Genomic DNA, 5,617 nt, shown 5'->3' on the forward strand with positions numbered 1-5,617 from the left:
CTGGTACACCGCGTAGCGCGTCCCGCTCAGCTCCTCGCTGCGCACCGCCACCCGCGTGATTTTGCCGTTGAAGTAGCGCGGCGACAGCAGGCTCTGCGTCGGCAGCGTAAACGTGACCGGCTGCCCCAGCAGCGCGTGCCGGTCGATGCGCGCATCGGTGGCCAGCAGCTCGGCGTTCAGCTCAAACGACTGCGACAGCGCCTCGGCGCCGGTGAGTTTCCAGAACAGCAGGCCGTCCATCGGCAGCTGCGCGGTGATGCGTGAGAACATAAGCAGATTCCGTAACTTATTTAAATGATTGAGTCATCGGGGGAGGTTAAACGCCATAGCGTGAAATGCAGCATATAAGCATTACGCTAAAAATTAACACCCGGTCTTGTAGTGCTTTTTTCTTATTTCATATTCGGGAACTGTCCGATGAGCCGGGTATTGACCGCGACCGGGCTCAGAAGTGCTGCTCGATCTCTTCTTTAGAGAAACCCAGCGCAAGGGGAAAAGCAAAGTCTGTATCGATATTCATAACCGGTTTCCCTTCTTAATTTAGTTCGCCAGCCAAATACCGTAAAAAATCACTATAGCTCCAAGAGAAAGAATGACCTTTGAAAAAATGAACAGCCCTGGCGACAGTTTATTGATAGCCGGTGAAAACCTTCTGTAAGTTTTAGCATTATATTTCTTGTGAAAATCCATAATTGCGCCAAAAATATGGCACAACGCAACAAGTATAAACCTCACCCCCCATATAAAAACCAATGACACACCTAACGCTTCCATTAAATCCCCTGCGGCGTCCCTGGTAAAATCTGGGATTATCGCTGCCAGTCCTTTAAGCACAAACCCGATAGCGATAATGGCGATAAAGATCCCAATAAAAGCTTTCCCTATGCCAGCCAGTGTTTTTCCTCCATAGACAACCTTACTACTCCAGATAAAATATATCGTCACCAATAAGAAAAATAAAAACGCTGCGATCCCCATACTGTTGCCACCATTTTTATTATCACCAACCAAAACCATTTTCCAGTCACTAATCTTTCAGCTCACAATTTATTTGAGCGGCAATATAATTTCACTGAGCAGATGCCTGGCACATTTTGAACCCGCAGCTTAAAATTATTTTGAAACCATAAGGCCAGAGTTACGAATATCGCTTCTGGCGCTTCGACTACTTATAGCATCGGTAAAAAAAATTCTTGAGAGAGATACTGATAATTAAAAATACCCAAAGTATCCAGGGTCCACCACCGTCGAAAATATACTACCGTATCATACAAGAGACAGATGGAAATCAATCTAATTTTCATTATTAAAATATATAATTACCACCCTAAGGACAATGCATCTAAAAATGAAGTTAAGATGTTTGTCATCAAGCATTTTCACATCCCATGAGAAACAATTTCTCTGCCATCAACTCTAACTTTTTTCGTTGTGCTAACTTATCAAGCCATTCATGAGGGATCTCAGAATAACCATATAAAGCTCCTGCTATTTGCCCTGCTGTAGCAGCAACACTATCAGCATCGTCTGCTAAATTCGCGGCCAGGAGAATAGCGTCGCGAAAATTATTAGTATTCCACACAGACCACATAGCTGCCTCAAGCGTGTCTATAACATACCCGCTTGAACGAATTTGTTCTCGCTGCTTACTTTTGTACTCACCGGCATTTATTATCAGCACCCTTGAAACTAATGGCATAAGATGCGGGGAAAAAACAGCATCTTTACTGCATCCATTGATCAACATATGAAGAAGGTAGCCATGAAAATTACATGCCGATAACGATTCTGCAGCTGCATGCGTCGCCATACTTTGCGCTTTGGTAGCGAAATAGATATCCTGCAATGAGCGCCAATTAAGAATGACTGCTGGCGCTTGCCTGATTAACCCCGCATTACCTGCAGTATTTTTCGCCGTATTTCCAAACCAGCCCCCACCTTTCTCCATATATTGTTCCAGGGCATAGCGCGTCGCATTACCAATGTCAAAACAATAGCCGTTAACGCTATTAATACCATGTTTATACCAGTCAACCATCTTATCGCGGAATAAATTAATATCAACGCGCCCCGATTCAATACAGGCTTCTGCCAAACAAATAGCCATTGATGTATCATCCGTCCATTCACCAGGCTTTAATTTAAAAGGGCCTCCGCCTACCATATCTTCTACATAGGCGCTATCTCTAATTTTAAACTCTAACGTCGTACCCACAGCATCGCCAACAGCTAATCCCAGAAAAGCTCCTTTTGCCCGGTCCAATGCATCAACATCTGTATTTAACTGAGGGTAGCTTTCATACCAATCAGGTTGATTTAGCGCATCCTGCCCTTCTGGAGAACGAGATGCCTGTCTTTTACTTACAGGCAAAAGGTGATGATATCTTTCGGCGTACTGATTAATAACATCGTCAGATTCATGTAAGTCAATCATCATAGTTCCTTCATATTTATTATGGTAATACCGTTTTCTTCGATGCGATCCGTTACAACAAACTTCGTGTCTGGTTTGAACAAAACCTCTGTTTCTGTAGCAGAATGGCTTGATAAAAAGTCAATATCACGCCCAGAATAACCTTCAACATTCATTTTAATTGAACCATTAAACGGGTTGACCAAATCTGTACTCATGAATCCTCTATCCGAGACAACATTACCTATCTGATAATTATCCAATATGCTTGAAGGTAATGCATTTATGCCACGATATGTTTGTGTTTCTATGGCAGGCAGGTTATTTAAACCATCTACAGCATGTTGAGCAAAGGCTTCAAGCTCTGGAGTTAACATTTTATTTCCTCTCAAAGCAGGGTTAATCATTTGGTAACCAGGATCTGTAGTATATCCGTAAAGTGCTCCCACTTGATCATCAGATAGAAGATCTGATAGTTCTTTTGCCTTCGAATTAGCTAGCTGTCTGCCTTTCTCTATCCAGCGTGCGGCTCTGTCATGTCCAACCGCATCACCTAAACTCATTTGTTTAGCTTCTGTTGGCACATCAAAAACTTTTTCAGCTAATGAGGACGCCCGCCAGCCATCAAACTTCATCCCGCCTTTGCCGCCAGCAGCGCCGCCAATGAAGCTCCCTGCCAGCATAGACCATTTTTGCCCATCCGATCCTTCACCGAAGAGCCTGCCACCAATCCAGCTGCCGCCATAGCCACCGCCGATCCCGCCGGCTAATCCAAGTAATGCTATGGCTGGTGAAGCTAAAACTGCAACGGCAGCCGTTCCAACTCCCATCATGATCCAGTTAACCCAGCCAGGAATTTCCGGATTAATGTCATCGGTCTGGTACTTCCCTCCGCCGATAAAAACGTTGGCAGATCCGCTGGCTATCTCGGCGCTACAGGTTAGACGGTCACCGATGCGTGCGGCTGGGTAATTATTGATAAAGACCTTATCTGAACCTTCTGCGACCAATTGCAGCGAACCACTGTGTTCATCACAGTTCCCTTTGGATAAATGGGCACGTATCGCTGCTCTGCTGTTGATAAAAACGTTAGGAGAGCCAGACATGAGCTTACCGGTGTTATGTCGTGGCGCCCAGGACATGCTACCCAGTACTTCGCCTATCCCACCTGCTGCACAAGCCCCTGCCGCCGCAGCGGATACCGCGATCAACGCCGCACCGCCAGTAACAACCACTGCCGCAGCTCCAAGTATCGCTCCGCCGATAAGACCGGCTATCATCCATCCTTCAGAAGCTGTATGCGCTATGTCGTCCTGCTCTCTGGCCGCATTGAATTCCGCCATAATTTATTCATCCCTGTGCCTCTGAAGAAAAGCAAGAATTTGCTTCTCACCACTTAATTCTTCTGGTCCCTCAATCGCTTTAGCGATCCCAATCATTTGAGTTAAAGATGAGAGATTTTTGCCCACGGAAGTCCAGAGCGCATAACGGAGAGGTTCTTCATTATTTAACGCGGCGATATGGAGAGGATTTCCTGCTTTATCATAGAATAAATAACTACCATTCAATGCTCTCTTTAAATCAACGTGTTGATAAAGTGCATTGACGCCCTCATGTGCGGTGAGTATTTTCGTATCATTGTCGAGAGAGAAATATATATCGGAAGAGTCAGAGGCAACCGGAGCGGACCCAACCTCACTATTCCGTGAATTAAACTTAATGCTATCTATAATTGCCCGATACTGCTTTTGATAATATTCACTGAAATGTCCCGGACAAGTCCCTATATAACAGACGATTTTCTTCCCGCCAGGCTCATCATCAAGCAGGAGAATGGTTTGCTTTTGCCATATCTGTACACCACCATTCTCAAAATGATATAAAGCTTCAACTGCTGGTAAACCATCAACCACGATAAGTTGTGATGTAACGCTATTGAATGCCTGAACGGTAGTGCTCATCTCCTGAATTACCCGGGCAGCAACTTTCTGCACAGTATCATCATGCAAGGCGGATGCCCGAGATACTACAAATGTAAATTCGCTGGCGTTATTTTCACTCAGCGTAAACAGGTTCATGGTTCTATCTTTAAATACATCTGGTAATTCCAGGGATGCTTCCTGTAGAGTATAAATTGCCATACTTATCCCTTAATCACCCTCAGCTGAAGAAAAATATTGATCAATTTCGTTCTTAATGACGTCTTTATGTCCGCTGCCGGGTGCCACGATAGCTGCAGAACCACCCGTTGGATTTAAGTGTAACTCTCCGCTTTTAGTGTTAATTTGGCCTTTGCTATCTACAGTGAGATTGAAATTTTTACCAATGAAATTAATCTCACCCTCTTTGGTTAATTCAATTGCGCTAAGACCGCATTCAATTCGCACGCTGTCGCCAGCAGCAATAATATAAGAGGCCAGAGTCCTTTCTGTACGATTGCCCTTCGTCAGTGTTTTACTATCCCCCTGCGTGCCGATGCTATGATCGCCTTGTACACGCGTGTCATGGTTAGCACCTACGGTGATAATCTGGTTATTCACGACGTTATGACTTTCATCATTCTTGACGTGTGTGTCCAGGTTACGCTGTGCCTGCAGCCACACCTGCTCCTCGCCCGCCTTGTCCTCGAAGCGCAGCGCGTTTGCCGTGTCCGCCGTGCCGTCCTTCGAACGGCTTAAAAAGCCCATCTGCGTCGCCGCCGCCGGCAGCGCCCACGGCGGCATGCTCGCCTCGTTGTACACGCGACCGATGATCAGCGGCCGGTCCGGATCGCCGTTGATGAAGTCCACCACCACCTCGTCGTTCACGCGCGGGATCTGCACGCCGCCGAAGCCCTGGCCCGCCCACGCGCTCGACACCCGCACCCAGCACGAGCTCGTGTCGTCGCCCTTCGCCAGGCGGTCCCAGTGGAACTTCACCTTCACCCGGCCGTAGCGGTCCGTCCAGATTGACTCTCCCGCCGGGCCCACCACCTTCGCCGTCTGCGGGCCGTGCGTCTTCGGCCACGCCGTCGACGGCTCCGCCCGGTACGTCACCGACGACGGCAGCACCGTGAACGCGATGTTGTGCCGCGCGCCGCCGCCGCCGCTCGCGTACCCGTTTTCCTCGAAGTCGTACCGCGCCGACGTCACCAGGTACTCACCGTTGTCGCTGAAGTGCGGCGCGTTCACGATGCCGAACCGGTACCCCGGCGCGATGCCCGTC

The 5,617-nt window shown here is 47.5% G+C and carries 6 protein-coding genes; all 6 read right to left on the bottom strand.

The window, feature by feature from the left end:
• A partial coding sequence (locus H7K56_RS23025) for a contractile injection system protein, VgrG/Pvc8 family (RefSeq protein WP_220496640.1) occupies positions 1-270 on the bottom strand: 270 nt, incomplete at its 3' end.
• A gap of 270 nt (positions 271-540) precedes the next feature.
• Positions 541-1,011: a hypothetical protein gene (locus H7K56_RS23030; protein WP_249042741.1), complete on the bottom strand. Its 471-nt coding sequence runs from the start codon at positions 1,009-1,011 to the stop codon at positions 541-543.
• A 358-nt stretch (positions 1,012-1,369) separates the two neighbouring features.
• Positions 1,370-2,434: an ADP-ribosylarginine hydrolase Tri1 gene (gene tri1 / locus H7K56_RS23035; RefSeq protein ID WP_150361304.1), complete on the bottom strand. Its 1,065-nt coding sequence runs from the start codon at positions 2,432-2,434 to the stop codon at positions 1,370-1,372.
• Positions 2,434-3,756 carry a PAAR domain-containing protein gene (locus tag H7K56_RS23040; RefSeq protein WP_150361273.1) on the bottom strand — a complete coding sequence of 441 codons (1,323 nt, stop codon included), beginning with the start codon at positions 3,754-3,756 and terminating at the stop codon, positions 2,434-2,436. The genes tri1 and H7K56_RS23040 overlap by 1 nt, the downstream gene beginning before the upstream one ends.
• Before the next feature lie 3 nt (positions 3,757-3,759).
• Positions 3,760-4,554 (bottom strand): DcrB-related protein, encoded by a 795-nt coding sequence (locus H7K56_RS23045; RefSeq protein WP_150361272.1) that lies wholly within the window; start codon positions 4,552-4,554, stop codon positions 3,760-3,762.
• Positions 4,555-4,563: 9 nt separating this feature from the next.
• A partial coding sequence (locus tag H7K56_RS23050) for a type VI secretion system Vgr family protein (protein ID WP_182689057.1) occupies positions 4,564-5,617 on the bottom strand: 1,054 nt, incomplete at its 5' end.

It is taken from the genome of Pantoea dispersa (assembly GCF_014155765.1).
Lineage (GTDB): Bacteria > Pseudomonadota > Gammaproteobacteria > Enterobacterales > Enterobacteriaceae > Pantoea > Pantoea dispersa.